At 46.6% G+C, this 15,361-nt stretch carries 13 protein-coding genes; 2 read left to right on the top strand and 11 right to left on the bottom strand.

Features of this window, described 5'->3' with window-relative positions; translation table 11 throughout:
- Positions 1 to 861 (bottom strand): hypothetical protein, encoded by an 861-nt coding sequence (locus ST37_RS19370; protein ID WP_084889186.1) that lies wholly within the window; start codon positions 859 to 861, stop codon positions 1 to 3.
- Between the two features lie 339 nt (positions 862 to 1,200).
- On the opposite strand from ST37_RS19370, the gene ST37_RS19365 reads away from it, so the two are divergent.
- Positions 1,201 to 1,764, top strand: a complete 564-nt coding sequence (locus tag ST37_RS19365) for a flavodoxin family protein (RefSeq protein ID WP_084889185.1) — start codon at positions 1,201 to 1,203, stop codon at positions 1,762 to 1,764.
- A gap of 165 nt (positions 1,765 to 1,929) precedes the next feature.
- Complete coding sequence (locus ST37_RS19360) at positions 1,930 to 2,337, top strand: DUF6232 family protein (protein WP_084889184.1); 408 nt, start codon at positions 1,930 to 1,932, stop codon at positions 2,335 to 2,337.
- A gap of 147 nt (positions 2,338 to 2,484) precedes the next feature.
- Here ST37_RS19360 and ST37_RS19355 read toward each other — a convergent pair whose 3' ends face one another.
- The 10 genes from ST37_RS19355 to mutT all read right to left on the bottom strand — a co-directional run bounded on the left by ST37_RS19355 (position 2,485) and on the right by mutT (position 15,326).
- The gene (locus ST37_RS19355) at positions 2,485 to 2,685 is read right to left on the bottom strand and encodes a hypothetical protein (RefSeq protein ID WP_084889183.1); all 201 of its coding nucleotides are present in this window, start codon (positions 2,683 to 2,685) and stop codon (positions 2,485 to 2,487) included.
- 526 nt (positions 2,686 to 3,211) lie between these two features.
- A complete protein-coding gene (locus tag ST37_RS19350; RefSeq protein WP_084889182.1) occupies positions 3,212 to 3,766 on the bottom strand; it encodes an NUDIX hydrolase in 555 nt (184 codons plus the stop codon).
- A gap of 31 nt (positions 3,767 to 3,797) precedes the next feature.
- The gene (gene cobA, locus ST37_RS19345; protein ID WP_084889181.1) at positions 3,798 to 4,553 is read right to left on the bottom strand and encodes a uroporphyrinogen-III C-methyltransferase; all 756 of its coding nucleotides are present in this window, start codon (positions 4,551 to 4,553) and stop codon (positions 3,798 to 3,800) included.
- A gap of 114 nt (positions 4,554 to 4,667) precedes the next feature.
- A complete protein-coding gene (locus ST37_RS19340) occupies positions 4,668 to 5,516 on the bottom strand; it encodes a formate/nitrite transporter family protein (RefSeq protein WP_084889180.1) in 849 nt (282 codons plus the stop codon).
- 121 nt (positions 5,517 to 5,637) lie between these two features.
- Positions 5,638 to 5,958 carry a nitrite reductase small subunit NirD gene (gene nirD, locus ST37_RS19335; protein ID WP_084889179.1) on the bottom strand — a complete coding sequence of 107 codons (321 nt, stop codon included), beginning with the start codon at positions 5,956 to 5,958 and terminating at the stop codon, positions 5,638 to 5,640.
- Positions 5,959 to 5,973: 15 nt separating this feature from the next.
- Positions 5,974 to 8,529 (bottom strand): nitrite reductase large subunit NirB, encoded by a 2,556-nt coding sequence (gene nirB / locus ST37_RS19330; protein WP_084889178.1) that lies wholly within the window; start codon positions 8,527 to 8,529, stop codon positions 5,974 to 5,976.
- A gap of 547 nt (positions 8,530 to 9,076) precedes the next feature.
- Positions 9,077 to 12,307, bottom strand: coding sequence for a carbamoyl-phosphate synthase large subunit (carB, locus tag ST37_RS19320; protein WP_084889176.1), 3,231 nt, complete (start codon positions 12,305 to 12,307; stop codon positions 9,077 to 9,079).
- Positions 12,308 to 12,323: 16 nt separating this feature from the next.
- Entirely contained in the window at positions 12,324 to 13,463 is a 1,140-nt protein-coding gene (carA, locus tag ST37_RS19315) for a glutamine-hydrolyzing carbamoyl-phosphate synthase small subunit (RefSeq protein WP_084889175.1), read from the bottom strand.
- 488 nt (positions 13,464 to 13,951) lie between these two features.
- On the bottom strand, positions 13,952 to 14,761 hold the full coding sequence (gene dapB / locus ST37_RS19310) for a 4-hydroxy-tetrahydrodipicolinate reductase (RefSeq protein ID WP_084889174.1): 810 nt from the start codon (positions 14,759 to 14,761) through the stop codon (positions 13,952 to 13,954).
- A 163-nt stretch (positions 14,762 to 14,924) separates the two neighbouring features.
- Positions 14,925 to 15,326: an 8-oxo-dGTP diphosphatase MutT gene (mutT, locus tag ST37_RS19305; RefSeq protein ID WP_084889173.1), complete on the bottom strand. Its 402-nt coding sequence runs from the start codon at positions 15,324 to 15,326 to the stop codon at positions 14,925 to 14,927.
- Positions 15,327 to 15,361: the final 35 nt, after the last annotated feature.

The raw sequence follows: 15,361 nt of genomic DNA, 5'->3' as shown, positions 1-15,361 counted from the left end.
CTATTGAGCCAGCGGTGCTGGATGGGCTTTATCTGTCGGCGGTTCGTGCGTCTCGCTTTGAGATTTTTTATAGAAGTACCAGCAGAAATAAGGGACATGCAGAGCAAGGTTAATCGCCCCCCAATACCACAGTACTGTGTCGTTGTGCCACGATTCAGAGTTCATGACTGGGGTAAAAATGTCCGCACAGGCGCGCGCTAAAATATGGAAAGCCAAGGTGTAGACGCGAGCGATGATATACAGCTCTGGTCGCCCTTTAATGAGTGGATACAGTTCGGCAGCCATCAAAATACAGAACGAGCTAGCAAAGAACATTGGGGACTCACCGTACACAAACGCGAGATTCCAGGTGGTGTACAAGAAGTTCCAAGACGCAGTCGAATAAAACAGCAAGTCGTTGGGCTTATCTTTACCTATGACCCAATACTGGCGCAGGCCATTTTTGTAGCGAGGAAAAGGAATAGTCGCACACAAGATCACACCCGCTAGGGCATTAAAGTAGTTTGCAGTAGCGAAGTCTTTCAGCGTCGCTTCGGCAATATTTAAGAACAGCACTGCGTACAGCACTTTAAGCACCCAATCTCCTCGGAAAAACTGCAGCACTCGATTTGGATTGTCGTAATACAGGTACGCTATCCTCGCACCGCCAACCACAATCGCAGTAGGGATCAAAACGCTGACAGTTTTAGCCCAACGAAACCATCCTTCTACATTTTCGGCCCAAAGCGGCGCGGTAAGCAACGAAAGAAGCCAAAATACCGCCGTGATCCTTGGCGAACGGCGCATAAACTCCACTAGCAACAGTAGAAACAAAATATAAACACTCATAGAAAGAGCGTATTGCAACACTGGAATACCCATTGTAGATCCTCCTTAATCACAAATTAGAGTAATTACTCCATATTTTTGATTAATGGATATTGCGCCAAATCATATCCAAGTTAGATTTGTAATCGCAGCGTAATTGAAGTTGTTATTTTGTGATCATTACCACTGAACACTCGAAACAATTAAATATATAAATAAATAACTTTACTTAAAAAACAAACCTTCTACCCTATAGTTAATAAACATAAAACATTACTTAATTAGGAGGCGTGAATGAGTCAACCCTTTGTTGAGCACGATAGTTTGGAATGGGAATTTGTAGAATACCTATCCAGCGACAACCTTAAACGAAATGACTATGAGAGCTAAATCATGAAAACGGTCACTATCATTTACTACTCCAAAAACGGCTCTACCCATTCTTTGGCGCAAGCTCTTTCAAAAGGCGTGTCCGATTCACAGGCCCAATGTCACTTATACCGTATTGATCCAAGCCTCATAGTTGAAGGGCGGTTCAGAGATAACGACCTATGGCCACTGCTCGATAAAAGCGACGCTATTGTGTTTGGCGCCCCCACTTACATGGGGAGTGCCGCGGCACCTTTTAAGGCATTTATGGACGCCACTAGCGACAGTTATGTGAAGCAATCTTGGAATGGAAAGCTCGCTGCAGGGTTTACCTGTGGGGGGAGTGTGAACGGTGAACAGCAGCAAACGCTACTCAACTTTTTCGCTCTCTCATGCCAGCATGGCATGCTTTGGACCGGTTTAGACACCTGCAAGCACACCGATAAGAAAAATCTAAATCGTTTGGGATGCAGTATTGGGTTAGTCGCTTCGCACCATAACGAAGACAGCGACAAGATACATCCGATTGATCTCGCGACTGCCGAGTATCTTGGACAGAGAATAGTAACATTACTCGGTAAGCAATAAATCGACACAGCCGAACTTAGGTTCGGTAATAAATTTTGTCTATTTCTCACCAGTAAGACGTACCGACTGACACAAAATGATATTCTACTTGCGCATATGCTTTGCGGTTGTGATCTTCTTATCTACCGTTTTTACAACCAACAATAGCGCGTAAGGAGACAATCAATGTCTAACACCATTGCATCTGCCATAAACCAGTACTCAATCACCGATACTCATCTGCGAGTACGCCAGGATCAGTATGATCTAAACAAGATATTTCGCGCACAAGTAAAAGAACTGAGTTGGCGTAACCACTTACTCAAAATAATGTTGAGTGGGCTGCTGATCTCGAGTCTTCTGTTTCTTTTTGTGCCTGCATCACTGCCATTTGCACAGTGGTTACCTGTTATGGGGTTTACGGTGGGGGCTATTGCAACACTGTCGGCGTGCCATCGCTATGAACTTCGCGTGGAATTTATGCACATCGATGAGACAGGACTTCAGTGGGTAACCGTCGACTCGGGCCGAAACGTTGACGACCTAGAACGGTTTAAAAAGATGGCTAGAGAGATAAACCAAACTGTAGATTAAGGCTTACTCGTTCTATTTTTAGCGGGAGCGGTGGGCAATTTGTGTTTGCTCACCGAGACGCTATTTTGTGTGAGGCAGTTTGAGTATGGCTCAGCAGTAGTCACAAAATAGCGTTACGGGATTACCTTGAGGCAAAGTACGCAGCAATTAAGCGGCGTGTTTGCTCAATTCGTGTGGGTACACACGAGAACCGGTAGTTGTGTTTTCGTAGACTGATTCTTCTTTGATGTAAGACCAATCATAACGAGTGCTGTTAGTTTGCAGTGCTAACCTTTCGATAACAACATCAATGTCACGACCAGCATAATCTTTCTTCGGGATAAATAGTTCTTTTATTACGTTAATCATACTCAATACCTGTAATTTAGTTTCAATATTTTATGTACACATAATACATCAGCCAAAAAGTGTGATCAACATCTGATTTATAAATTAACAAAAGATTCATTTAGGTGGTTTAATTTCACATTAATGGAAGTGAGTTTATGTAGCAGAACTATCGCCAGAACATCATTGTTACTTAATTGTTGCTACACAATTTAAACGAACTTGATCGTAAGCAACCTATTGGTATTGATTATCTAATTTCGCAATCTCATGCCCAAAGCGCTGCATTTCCCCCCTGTCCCATCGGACTCTAAACTGGCAGCAAGATCTTCTTAAAAGAATTGTCGAGCGTAACCTGTGGCCAGAGCAGAGCATACTTTGCTCTGAAGACTCCCTTAAACGACTGGAAACCGGATTGATTGCGTTACTCGATCTATGGTGGCAACAAGCCTAATGAATGCCGCGCAACCGCGACATGGCAAATACGTTTATCATGGACGTATTCGCTATCGAATCAACGACACAGAGAACAAAAGAGAAGTTTGGACTAGACGGCGTTTTTTAGCTTCGCCAACCCATAAGCGGCTGTGGTCACGCAATCTTGAATCGAGCCATCAATAATCATTTTTTCAAACTCTTCTATCGCAAAGTCTTTCGCGATCAAATCTTCTTCTTCGCTATCAAGTTGTCGCTCTGACTGAGTTAGATCTGACGCGAGATAGATATGGCAGGTCTGGTTTAAAAAACCGTAGGCAATAAACTGACAACCTAAGTAAGTCATCTTGCTGGCGACAAGTCCGGTCTCTTCCTTGAGTTCACCTTTAGCCAACTCAAGTGGATCAGCGTCTGGGTTAGACTCCCATGCGCCTTGCGGCAACTCCCAAAAGCGCCCCTGTACAGCATAACGATACTGATTCACCAAATGAATTCGACCATTATCAATGGCTAGGATCGCCACACAATCGGGTTTGTCGACTACGCCATAAATGCCTTGAGATCCACTTGCGCGCTCTATACGATCTTCACGCACCGACATCCATCGATTCTGGTACACAACTTGCGACTCTAGCTGTTTTATCGACCTATCCGACTGATTGTCCATAGTGCACCCTTGCGTGTTGTTTATGAGAACATTACATCCACTTTAACTCGTCGTGCAAAGTCACTACATGACCTACCACAATAAGGGCAGGACTTTGCGCTTGACTGGCAAGCTCGGCAAGGCCATCAATATCACCTATGAGCACTCGCTGCTTCTCCGTAGTGCCATTTTCAATGATGGCGACAGGAGTATCTGCGCTCATACCCGATCCGATTAAGTTTTTAGAGATGTTTCCAGATTGCTTTAGCCCCATGTAGAACACAAGCGTAGTATTGGGGGCGGTTAACGTATCCCAAGCGACATCTTTACCATCCGACTTAAGATGCCCCGTTATAAACTGAACGCTTTGCGAGTAGTCTCGGTGCGTAAGGGGGATCCCTGCGTAGGCTGTAGCACCTGCAGCAGCGGTAATACCTGGAACGACTTCAAAGCCGACGCCTTGCTCAACTAGAGCTTGAGCTTCTTCGCCACCACGGCCAAAAATGAATGAGTCACCGCCCTTCAATCTGACAACATGCTTGCCTTCTTTCGCCTTGTCGACCAAGATCTGGTTGATTTTTGGTTGAGGAACATAATGAAAATCGAGCTGCTTACCCACGTACACCATTTCGGCATCTTCGCTGGCAAGCGCGAGAATCGCTTCTGAAACCAATCTATCGTACACCACCACATCCGCTTGTTGCAGCAGTCGATACCCTTTTACCGTTAATAGGTCAGGATCACCTGGACCTGCACCAATCAACGATACAATCCCTGATTTTGGGCCGGTTTTTTGCGAATCACTCATAATACAGTTTCCTTTAAAACGACAAAGCCCCCACCGAAGCAAGGGCTTAAAACCAGTCTAAACAATCACAGTGATCGTCACTAGTGGTTTTTTCTTATATGTTATTCAACTCGATTAACGCGCAGTTTGTGGCGCAGCAGTAGGTGCTTGCTCTTCGCTGTCGAGTGCCGGTGCTGTTTTAGCGTGCGTCAAGTAAAGTGGAATACAAGTAAACAGTAAGCCACCCACAACGTTACCCAATATCGTTGGGATCAAGTTGAAGTTAACGTAAGTTGCGATACCAAACTCTGCACCTAGCAACATACCTAGCGGGAATAGGAACATGTTGACTACGGTGTGCTCAAACACCAATGCGAAGAAGATGAAAATAGGCAGCCACATTGCCGCAATTTTGCCAGCCACAGTACGTGCGGTCATGTTACCTACTACACCTAAGCACACCATCAGGTTACACAGGATGCCGCGCACGAAACAGGTGATCCAACCGTCAGTGCCTAGATTTTCAAAACCAACGGTACGCGCAGTGGCAACTGCGATGATTTGTTGACCGACAGCATTAGGTTCTACAGCAAAGTTCATAGTCAGTGAGAGGGCGACCAGATAAGCCACAATCAAAGAGCCAATGAAGTTTCCTAAGAAAACCCAGCCCCAGCAGCGGAAAACACGATTCCAAGTGATGCCTGGGCGGTTGTCTAATTTAGCAAGAGGCGCTAAACCAAACACGCCAGTGACCAAGTCGTAACCCATTAAGCTAAGAATACAAAAGCCAACAGGGAACACCAGTGCACCAACAATACCGATGCCTGTTTGGGTGATCGTAGTCAGCGCGACGACTACTGCTAGCGACAAAATAATGCCAGCCATAGTGCCACGTAAAACAAGATCGCGAGCGGCGGTTTTGGTTTTTGCTTCGCCGATATCGATCATGGTTTGAACGAATTCAGCCGGTTTAAGTGCAGACATAGTTAATTCCTTTAAAAGTTTAAGATTAAATAGTCATAAGCTCAGCACTTCTCACCTCATCATCAATCCTAAAAACGATGACAGAGTGAGAAGCCGGTAGTGAGCTTATTGCTATTTACTCTTAGGCGAGTTCGACTTGCCCTTTGGTCACGCGAGCTTGGTAGGCTTTGATGTTAAATTGCTCATTTTCCATACATACGCCAGTTTTTAGATTGAAGCGCTGCTTTTTCAGCGGACTTGCCACCCATAGCTCATCGCTGTGCTCTACAATCAAGCCGCGTGATAGCACGTTAGATTGGTAGAATGGGTCCATATTGCTAATTGCAAACACTTCCTCATTAGCAGTAGGTCTAAATATCGCAACCTGCTCGTCACCCAACAACGCGCAAACGCCAGTGCCTGGGATAATGTCGTCAATGTTACAGATGGTTGTAAATGCCATGATGATTGCTCCCAATTACTCTGCGGTTACATGAAGGATATCGCCCTTCAATTCTGGATATTTTTCGGTAAATGTTGCTGGGCGATGCTGAGCACGCTCTGACACAAACACCACATTATCGTCACGCTTATCTGAGTTGATAAAGTGCGCGAAACGCTTCTGTTGTTCAGCGCTGTTCACCGTATCGGTCCACTCACAGCGGAACTCTTCCACCAACTTCGCGACGTCTTGTTCAAGTTGATCATTGATGCCAAGCTTGTCTTCAACAATCACCTGGCGAAGGTAATCAACGCCACCTTCGAGGTTTTCCATCCACACAGAGGTGCGTTGCAGCGGTGCCGCAGTGCGGATATAGAACATCATGAAACGATCGATGTACTTAAGCAGTGTTTGCTCATCAAGATCGCTGGCGAGTAGGTCGGCGTGACGAGGCTTCATACCACCATTACCACACACATACATATTCCAGCCGGCGTCTGTCGCGATGATACCCAGATCTTTACCTTGGGCTTCAGCACACTCACGAGTGCACCCAGAAACACCAAACTTCATCTTGTGCGGGGTGCGTATGCCTTTGTAGCGATTTTCGATCATCACACCAAGGCCGACAGAGTCTTGAACCCCGTAACGACACCAAGTAGAGCCGACACAGGTTTTCGCCATGCGAAGTGCTTTAGCATAGGCTTGACCGGTCTCGTAACCCGCCTCGATCAGCTTTTTCCAAATCGCTGGTAGATCATCTTTTTGCGCACCAAATAGGCCAATACGCTGTGCGCCAGTCACTTTGGTATACAGATTGTATTCAGCAGCGACTTCAGCCAGCACTTTTAGTGCTTGAGGTGTCACTTCACCACCCGCCATACGAGGGATCACTGAGTAAGTGCCGTCCTTTTGAATATTGCCAAGGAAGTTATCGTTGGTGTCGTGCAGTTTTACCAGTTCAGGTTTTAGGATGTGATCACCCCAGCATGACGCCAGAATTGACCCCACTAACGGTTTACACACTTCACAGCCGTAGCCTTTACCGTATTTTTCCAACAGCTCATCGAACGATTTGATCTCTTCAATGCGGATCAGGTGGAACAGCTCTTGACGAGAGTATGGGAAATGCGCACAGACATCGTTCTTCACTTCCACACCGGCTTTAGCAAGCTCTGCATTAAGCACTGAGGTCACTAGTGGAATACAGCCGCCACAGCCCGTTCCTGCGCCCGTTTCTGCTTTGATGTCTGCGATAGTATGATGGCCATCGGCAACCGCTTGAGCGATCTTGCCTTTGGTTACGTCAAAGCATGAACAGATTACCGCTGTCTCTGGCAGTGAATCCGCTCCAAGCGTTGGCTTCTCTGCCCCCGCGTGCGCTGGCAAGATAAGCGTGTCTGGGTGCTCTGGCAGTTCGATTTCGTTGAGCATCAGTTGCAGCAAGTCGCCGTAGTCAGAGGTATCCCCAACCATAACCGCACCCAACAGTTTCTTGTTGTCTGCAGAGACGATAAGGCGTTTGTACACCTCTTGCTCTTGGTTTTGGTATACGTAGCTGATAGAGCCTGGTGTGCGGCCATTAGCATCACCAATTGAGCCCACTTTGACGCCCAGCAGTTTAAGTTTGGCTGACATGTCAGCACCTTCAAACTTGCTTTCGTTGCCGACGACATGGTCCACAGCAACGGTCGCCATTTTGTAGCCTGGTGCTACAAGACCATAGAAGTTCTCATTCCATGACGCACATTCACCAATGGCGTAGATGTTTTGATCAGACGTTTGGCAGTGATCATTCACTGCAATACCACCGCGCGGAGCAATCTCTAGCTCCATTTGACGAGCGAGTTTATCTTGAGGACGAATACCGGCTGAGAAAACGATGAAGTCGGTCTCAAGCTCTGTGCCATCAGCAAAGCGCATCACGTTGCGAGCGTTCTTACCTTCTGGAGCGATCTCCAGCGTATTTTTGCTGGTGTGTACCTGAACGCCCATGCTTTCAATTTTACTACGCAGTTGCTCACCACCCGCTTGGTCAAGCTGCTCTGCCATCAGTTTTGGCGCAAACTCAACCACGTGTGTTTCTACACCCAGTGCTTTCAGTGCACCAGCGGCTTCAAGGCCAAGTAGCCCACCACCAACAACCACACCGACTTTGCTCTTTCTAGAGCACGCTTCAATCGCTTTCAGATCTTCGATAGTGCGGTACACAAAACAATCTTGGCTTTCACGCCCTTTAATTGGCGGTACAAACGGGAATGAGCCCGTCGCCATGATCAGTTTGTCATATTGAATTTCACGCCCTGAGCTTGAGTAAACCGTCTGCTTGTCACGATTAACATTGATTGCTCGTTCACCAATCAACATGTTGATGCCGTGCTTCTCGTAGAAGCCTTCTTTCACTAACGACAACTCATCGGCCGTATGGTGAGAGAAGTATGAAGATAGGTGCACGCGGTCGTAAGCAACACGTGGCTCTTCACAGAACACTGTAATGTTCATGCTGGCCAAATCACCTTTATCGACGAGATCTTCAATATAGCGATGGCCAACCATACCATTGCCTATAATGACGAGATTTAACTTGCTCATAGCGCTCTCAAAATTGTTAATAGAATCTACGGCGAATCTTATTCATAGGCCTATTTTTTAACCTGATCTACATCATTTTTACCCCTTAAACACCTCTAAAGGGGTAGTGTTTTCGGTGATTATTTCACCCAAAAAATTCAATAATCATACAAATTAAAATGCACTTATGAGCATAAGAAACGACTATGATCGCACTAGCCGCTAGAGAAAAGTACGCAATTGCCTCCCCTAATAAAGCTTACTGTCTATAAGGGTATTGACCTTTCATATGGCTAAAAACTGGCCGTAATAAAAGGGGCAACATCAAGGGTGAGTATGAAGTCGCTTAGATGTAGGGAACAAGTTCAGGGGAAACCAAAACTCATACCAATCGGAGTAACTAACTGGTCAGAAAATTGCGCCGAACAAATCGCTGATAACGAGCAAGAATGTTCAGATAACTGCTTTGGTTGGTATCAGTGCATAAAAAAGCCCGCTCATGAAGAGCGGGCAAAGAGGTTGTCTATAGGAGCGCTATACGCTCCCTAGTTGTTATTATTTAATTAACTTAGCTAAGGCTTTGCTTTACTTTTTCGTGCAGCTCTTGAACTGACGTCACTGATGTTTTCGCATCCGCTTCGTGCGCCAAGCAAGTGGCAAAGGCTGCATTTAGCGTGGTGGTGTAGTTTACCTTCTCAGCCAGAGCGCCACGACGAAGAACTTTAGAATCTTCAATCGATTGACGACCTGCGGTGGTGTTCACAATGTAGGTGTACTCATTATTCTTGATACGGTCAAGAATGTGAGGGCGACCTTCATGGACTTTGTTCACCAAGCGAGGGTTGATGCCCGCTTCGCCAAGAATAACCGCTGTACCGTGGGTAGCATCGAGTTGGTAGCCCAACTTGATAAGCTTAGAGGCTAGGTCTACAACACGCTCTTTGTCACCCTTACGTACAGACAGTAAAGCACGTCCGGCTTCAGGGTAGACATGGCCACAGCCAAGTTCAGCTTTAGAGTAGGCTTCAGCAAACGTTGCGCCCACACCCATTACCTCGCCGGTAGAGCGCATTTCTGGGCCTAACAGTGGGTCAACACCTGGGAACTTGTTAAACGGCAATACCACTTCTTTTACAGAGTAGTACGGTGGGATGATCTCTTTAGTAAAGCCTTGCGACTCAAGAGACTGTCCAGCCATTACGCGTGCTGCGATTTTCGCAAGCGGTGCACCGGTTGCTTTCGATACGAACGGTACCGTACGGGCAGCACGTGGGTTGACTTCAATCAGATAAACATCGTTGCCTTTAACCGCAAACTGCGTATTCATCAAACCGCGAACACCCAGCTCAAACGCCAGCTTTTCAACTTGCTCGCGCATAACATCTTGGATCTCTTGGCTTAGCGTATAAGCTGGAAGTGAACAGGCTGAGTCACCAGAGTGAACACCCGCTTGTTCGATGTGCTCCATGATGCCACCAATCACAACGCGCTCACCGTCACAGATAGCGTCGATGTCGACTTCAGTCGCATCGTCTAGGAAACGGTCAAGCAGTACTGGAGATTCGTTCGATACGCTGACGGCTTCGTTAAAGTAACGACGCAAGTCTTGCTCGTCGTACACGATTTCCATCGCGCGTCCACCCAATACGTAAGAAGGGCGAACCACCAATGGGAAACCGATCTCTTTCGACTTCTCGATAGCTTGGTCCATGGTGGTAACTGTTGCGTTTTGAGGTTGCAGCAAACCAAGACGATCAACCGCGACTTGGAAACGCTCACGGTCTTCTGCACGGTCAATCGCATCAGGGCTGGTACCAATAATAGGTACACCTGCCGCTTCTAGAGCGCGCGCAAGTTTCAGTGGTGTTTGGCCGCCGTATTGAACGATAACGCCCTTCGGCTTTTCAACGCGAACAATCGCTAATACATCTTCAAGTGTTACCGGCTCAAAGTAGAGACGGTCAGAAGTATCGTAGTCTGTTGATACGGTTTCTGGGTTACAGTTAACCATGATGGTCTCATAACCATCTTCACGAAGCGCCAATGAAGCATGTACACAACAGTAGTCAAACTCGATGCCTTGACCGATACGGTTTGGACCACCGCCCAATACCATGATCTTGTCGTTGTCGGTCGGTTGCGCTTCACACTCATCGTCGTATGACGAGTACATGTAAGCAGTGTCTGACGAAAACTCAGCTGCACATGTATCAACACGCTTATACACTGGGTGAATATCGTATTGGTCACGTAGGCGACGGATTTCACTTTCGGAAACACCAAGTAAGTCTGACAGACGCGCATCAGCGAAGCCTTTGCGCTTCAATACGCGTAAGGTGTCTTCGTTTAGACCTGCAAAACCACCGGCTTTTACTTGCTCTTCAAGTTTGATCAGCTCTTCAATTTGAACCAAGAACCAACGGTCGATAGACGTTAGGTTAAATACACCGTCTACTGACATGCCCGCACGGAATGCATCAGCGATGTACCAGATACGCTCAGCACCGGCTTCTTTCAATTCGTGACGAATTTTAGTCAGTGAGTCAGGTGCGTCTAGGTCAACCATAGGGTCAAAACCATTTACACCGACTTCTAGACCACGTAGGGCTTTTTGAAGCGACTCTTGCTGGTTACGACCAATCGCCATCACTTCACCTACAGACTTCATCTGCGTGGTTAGACGGTCGTTGGCACCGGCAAATTTCTCGAAGTTAAAACGAGGGATCTTAGTCACAACGTAATCGATAGTTGGCTCAAACGAGGCAGGCGTTGCTCCGCCAGTGATGTCGTTTTGTAGCTCATCTAGGGTAAAGCCTACAGCCAGCTTGGCTGCAATCTTAGCAATTGGGAAGCCCGTTGCTTTAGACGCCAGTGCCGATGAACGAGATACGCGTGGGTTCATCTCGATGATAACCATACGGCCATCTGCTGGATTGATACCAAACTGAACGTTAGATCCGCCAGTTTCAACACCGATTTCACGCAGTACCGCAAGAGAAGCATTACGCATCAACTGGTACTCTTTATCGGTGAGCGTCTGAGCAGGCGCTACCGTGATTGAGTCACCGGTGTGGATACCCATTGGGTCAAAGTTTTCGATGGCACAGACGATGATGCAGTTATCCGCTTTGTCACGAACCACTTCCATCTCGTACTCTTTCCAACCAATCAGTGATTCGTCGATAAGTAGCTCGTTGGTTGGAGAAAGATCCAAACCACGACGACAAATCTCTTCAAATTCTTCTTTGTTGTACGCGATACCACCACCGGTACCACCCATGGTGAACGATGGACGGATGATACAAGGGAAACCCACCATATCCAGAACGCCATAAGCTTCTTCCATGGTTTTTGCTGTATCAGCGCGAGGACACTCAAGGCCGATAGACTTCATCGCTTTATCAAAGCGTGAGCGGTCTTCCGCTTTATCGATAGCATCGGCCGTTGCGCCGATCATCTCTACACCAAACTCGGCAAGTACGCCTTCACGCTCTAAGTCTAGCGCACAGTTTAGTGCGGTTTGGCCACCCATGGTTGGAAGAACCGCATCTGGGCGCTCTTTTTCAATAATGTTGCGTACCACTTCCCAGTGAATAGGCTCGATGTAAGTCGCATCGGCCATTTCTGGGTCAGTCATAATAGTGGCTGGGTTCGAGTTAACCAGGATAACTCGGTAGCCTTCTTCACGAAGGGCTTTACATGCTTGTGCGCCTGAGTAGTCGAACTCACACGCCTGACCAATTACAATCGGTCCCGCACCCAAAATAAGAATACTTTGAATATCAGTACGTTTTGGCATTTTCTTCTACTCCAACTTACGCTTTATGTTGTTTAATTAATTCAATGAAGTGGTCAAACAGCGGCGCTGCATCGTGAGGACCTGGGCTTGCTTCAGGGTGTCCCTGGAAGCTAAACGCTGGCTTATCAGTACGATGAATGCCTTGCAGTGAACCGTCAAACAGCGATACGTGCGTTGCACGAAGCGTCTCAGGTAGCGTGGCTTCGTCAGCCGCAAAACCGTGGTTTTGAGAAGTGATCATAACGACGTTACGGTCGAGGTCTTTAACAGGGTGGTTAGCACCGTGATGACCAAACTTCATTTTCACTGTTTGTGCACCAGAGGCCAACGCCAGAATTTGGTGGCCTAAACAGATACCAAAAATAGGTAATCCTCTGTCTAGGAAAACCTTGGTCGCTTCAATGGCGTAAGTACAAGGCTCCGGGTCACCAGGACCATTTGATAAGAACACACCGTCAGGGTTGAGGGCCAAAACGTCTTCTGCTGAGGTTTGCGCCGGTACCACTGTTAAACGACAGCCGCGGTCAACCAACATACGTAGAATGTTGCGTTTAGCACCAAAATCGTACGCGACTACGTGGAATGGCAGTTCAGAGTCTGCTTTCGCTTCTGGCAATCCACCAGTCAGAGTCCAAGAGCCTTGTTTCCAAGGGTAGGCTTCTTTAGTGGTCACTTCTTTTGCCAAGTCCATGCCTTTTAGGCCTGGGAACGCTTTGGCATCGGCCAATGCAGCGGCTTCATCAATATTATTACCCGCAACGATACAGCCATTCTGAGCACCCTTTTCACGCAAGATGCGCGTCAATTTACGCGTATCAATGTCGGCTATGCCAACAATGTTTTGTGATTTAAGGTAATCAGAGAGGGTTTGTTCGTTTCGGAAATTAGATGCGATAAGAGGGAGGTCGCGGATCACAAGGCCTTGTGCATGGATTGAAGTAGATTCTTCGTCTTCGGAATTGGTTCCGGTATTGCCTATGTGAGGGTAAGTAAGAGTAACGATCTGTTGAGAATAGGATGGGTCGGTCAATATTTCTTGGTAACCCGTCATCGATGTATTGAAAACGACTTCACCAACTGCAGACCCGTCTGCTCCAATTGATACGCCCTTAAACACAGTCCCATCTTCTAGGACTAGTAGTGCTGGCTTATTCAAGACAACCTCCAAAAGAATAAAAATGCTAAATTAATAAATAAATTCGCAAAAATGCCGTCCCAGTATGCCTAAAAAATGCCATTTAGGGAAATTCGACAAATTGGGCGCATTCTAAATGTGACCTAGCTCTCTGTCAACAATCGCACCCCATTTTATTTAATCTTTTAGCAATGTCATCTAGAAAGCTATGCCAAGCCACCAAAACAATACTTTTAGTGGGCGATTTTCATTCATGTAATGCATTACTTATAATTTAACTGCTATTAGTGACGAATAATCGCACCATTTTTTAGCAAACCAAAAAAGCAAACGGTTATCCTGAAATTTAATAGCCACTTTTGCAGCCCAAAACGACAACTTAAAGATTAACCCACCAAAAGATCACATTAAGTATCTCTTTTTCATTAATTATCGACACTTTAATTTTGCAATGCTCACAAAAAAAGCCAGGCAATGCCTGGCTTCATGTATGAATAGTTATATTTTATTTATAGTTCGTCTAACGACAATACTTCTGTCATCGTGTAAAAGCCAGCAGGCTTATTTGATAACCATACCGCCGCTTTAACTGCACCATTAGCAAATGTCATGCGATCAGTAGCCTTATGGGTGATTTCTACCCGCTCACCAATATCGGCAAACATGGCGGTGTGCTCACCGACAATGTCACCTGCGCGAATGGTCGCAAAACCAATTTCATCTTTAGTGCGCTCACCGGTAATACCTTGGCGCGCGTAAACCGCCACATCTGACAGCTTGTTACCCATAGCTCCTGCAATAGCTTCCCCCATACCGATTGCCGTTCCCGATGGAGCATCCACTTTGTGACGATGATGCGCTTCCACAATCTCGATATCGGTGTAATCGCCCATGACCTTAGCCGCTTTCTCCAACAGCTTAAACACTAGGTTTACACCCACGCTATAATTTGGGGCCATAACCACTGGAATCGATTTGGCGTACTCATCAATTTGTGCACGCTCCTGCTCGCTAAAGCCCGTCGTACCGATGATGATACGCTTGTCATGCTGCTTACACAGTTCAAGGTTTGCTAGCGTGCTAGCTGGGGCAGTAAAATCAATAATGACATCAAAATCATTGATCGCTGAGCCGAGATCGTCGATGAGAGCAATATCGAATTTACTTTCACCAATTAGCTCACCAATGTCGGCCCCAACCAAGCTTGAGCCTGGTCGCTCTGTGCCCACCGAGATCTCTGCTTGCGGGTGCATAAACGTCGCCTTTGCTAAGTTACGTCCCATACGTCCTGCTGCACCGGCAATCGCGATTCTGATCATTATGTCTACTCCCTAAATATGTTGTGTGTTTAAACTATCAATAAAGATGCGCTTAGGTCAATCAGCTATAACGACTCTGTCGGCATATCAATTCATTTCGTTGTTCGACTCGGTAAGTGTCCAAGCCCTGAACTAAAAAACCATCCATGTTTTCACCCTAGTTCTATTTACCGTATTGCTGGATAACTTTATGCAAAATAGGCACATTGGCCTCAGGAAATTCGTACTGTGCTAACTGCTCGATAGCTACCCAACGCGCAGGTTGCCCTTCCCTTCCATAAGGGGTTCCTCGAAATTGAGTCACCGTAATAAAGTCGAACGTAAGTGCTTTATCGGGATAGTCGTGGTGCAAATGCTCAAACAAATTTTGTTCGGTCACTTCAATGCCAATCTCTTCATCCAATTCACGGGCAATAGCTTGTTCGACACTTTCAGACTCCTCAACTTTTCCGCCAGGAAACTCCCAATACCCCCCTTTATGTTTATCCTGTGGGCGCTGGGTAATAAATACTTCAGTTTTTTGAGGGTTAAAGATGATGGCGGCGACAATATGGATTCGCTTCATAGTCATTCCTTTGATTAAACGGTGGGGCTGGTCTG

This window comes from Vibrio sp. qd031 (genome assembly GCF_002100145.1).
Classification (GTDB): Bacteria; Pseudomonadota; Gammaproteobacteria; order Enterobacterales; family Vibrionaceae; genus Vibrio.
The sequence above is the reverse complement of the archived record's forward strand: the minus strand, read 5'-3'. Positions and strand labels throughout refer to the sequence as shown.

Coding starts and splice junctions, on each gene's coding strand:
- mutT (WP_084889173.1), bottom strand. CDS start 15,326: ATGAAGCGAATCCATATTGTCGCCGCCATCATCTTTAACCCTCAAAAA.
- nirB (WP_084889178.1), bottom strand. CDS start 8,529: ATGAGCAAGTTAAATCTCGTCATTATAGGCAATGGTATGGTTGGCCAT.
- ST37_RS19365 (WP_084889185.1), top strand. CDS start 1,201: ATGAAAACGGTCACTATCATTTACTACTCCAAAAACGGCTCTACCCAT.
- ST37_RS19360 (WP_084889184.1), top strand. CDS start 1,930: ATGTCTAACACCATTGCATCTGCCATAAACCAGTACTCAATCACCGAT.
- ST37_RS19350 (WP_084889182.1), bottom strand. CDS start 3,766: ATGGACAATCAGTCGGATAGGTCGATAAAACAGCTAGAGTCGCAAGTT.
- ST37_RS19355 (WP_084889183.1), bottom strand. CDS start 2,685: ATGATTAACGTAATAAAAGAACTATTTATCCCGAAGAAAGATTATGCT.
- nirD (WP_084889179.1), bottom strand. CDS start 5,958: ATGGCATTTACAACCATCTGTAACATTGACGACATTATCCCAGGCACT.
- ST37_RS19340 (WP_084889180.1), bottom strand. CDS start 5,516: ATGTCTGCACTTAAACCGGCTGAATTCGTTCAAACCATGATCGATATC.
- cobA (WP_084889181.1), bottom strand. CDS start 4,553: ATGAGTGATTCGCAAAAAACCGGCCCAAAATCAGGGATTGTATCGTTG.
- ST37_RS19370 (WP_084889186.1), bottom strand. CDS start 861: ATGGGTATTCCAGTGTTGCAATACGCTCTTTCTATGAGTGTTTATATT.
- dapB (WP_084889174.1), bottom strand. CDS start 14,761: ATGATCAGAATCGCGATTGCCGGTGCAGCAGGACGTATGGGACGTAAC.
- carB (WP_084889176.1), bottom strand. CDS start 12,307: ATGCCAAAACGTACTGATATTCAAAGTATTCTTATTTTGGGTGCGGGA.